Genomic DNA, 1,066 nt, shown 5'->3' with positions numbered 1-1,066 from the left:
ACCGTTACCGTGGCTGGGATTCATGCATGTTCTTCCAGTACAACCGCGCAGCGGGCGGCCATAACCCGAGGGAGTTTCACTGGAAGCGTATGCGACAGAGGATGCTGCACAAGTTCAGCTACTTCCCGGAGAAATACGGCGATATCGACTGCGTAGGCTGCGGTCGCTGCATCAAAAGCTGCCCGGTCTCATACGACCTGCGCGACTTCATCCAGTCGGCGCTTCGCGCAACCGCCGGAATGGAACTCGGTTTCGCCGAAGAGCTTCCAACTGAAGATCAAGTAGAACCATTGGCGTGTGATGTAAAACCGAGCGACGAAATTGTCAAGACGGGAGTTGGTTCGGATGACTAGTGCGACAGACATCAAAACAATGCTGCCGCTAACAGCTACAATCCTTGAGGTCTTCGATGAGACCCCGGATATAAAAACATTTAGGATAAAACCGGATGACGAGCAGGAGTGGGAGAAATTCCAGAACAGAAAGTCCGGCCAGGTCGCCGAGCTTTCGGTGTTCGGCACGGGTGAATCGGTTATATCGATCACTTCGCCGCCAACCCAGCCGGATTATTTGGAATTCACCATCAAGCGCACCGGCGTTGTAACGGATATGATCCATACCTTTATCGCGGGAGACAAGATCGGCATTCGCGGCCCCTATGGCAACGGATTTCCGGTTGACGACTGGAAGGGTAAAAATCTTGTTTTCGTCGCCGGCGGTTTCGCCCTCGCACCGGCGCGAAGCGTCCTTAACTACGCGCTTGATAAGCGCGACGACTACGGTCACATCGATCTGTTCTACGGCGCCAGGACCCCGGGGGATCTCTGCTTTAAGTGGGAGTACGACCGCTGGAAGAACGAGAAAGATATGTTTTTCGACGTCACCGTTGACTGTGGCGATGATGCTTGGACCGGCAAGGTAGGCGTCGTTCCTGCTCTAGTAAAAGATGCCAACCCGTCACCGGAGAACACGATCGCAATAATTTGCGGTCCTCCGATCATGATCAAGTTTACCCTGCAAGAACTCAACGCGATGGGCTTCCAACCGGAGCAGATCGTCACTACCC

Annotated in this window: 2 protein-coding genes; both read left to right on the top strand. The window is 54.0% G+C overall.

Translation table 11 applies throughout. From position 1 onward, the window contains the following. Window positions 1–353: 4Fe-4S dicluster domain-containing protein (locus COY37_RS02375; protein ID WP_286975864.1), on the top strand; the 353-nt coding region annotated here is incomplete at its 5' end. After that, window positions 346–1,066 (top strand): FAD/NAD(P)-binding protein (locus COY37_RS02370; protein WP_286975862.1); only part of this gene is annotated, 721 nt, incomplete at its 3' end. The genes COY37_RS02375 and COY37_RS02370, both read left to right, overlap by 8 nt.

It is taken from the genome of Candidatus Aquicultor secundus (assembly GCF_002791875.1).
In the GTDB taxonomy this organism is placed as follows: domain Bacteria; phylum Actinomycetota; class Aquicultoria; order Aquicultorales; family Aquicultoraceae; genus Aquicultor_A; species Aquicultor_A secundus.
Note: the sequence above shows the minus strand (reverse complement) of the source record. Positions and strands in the feature narration are given on the sequence as shown.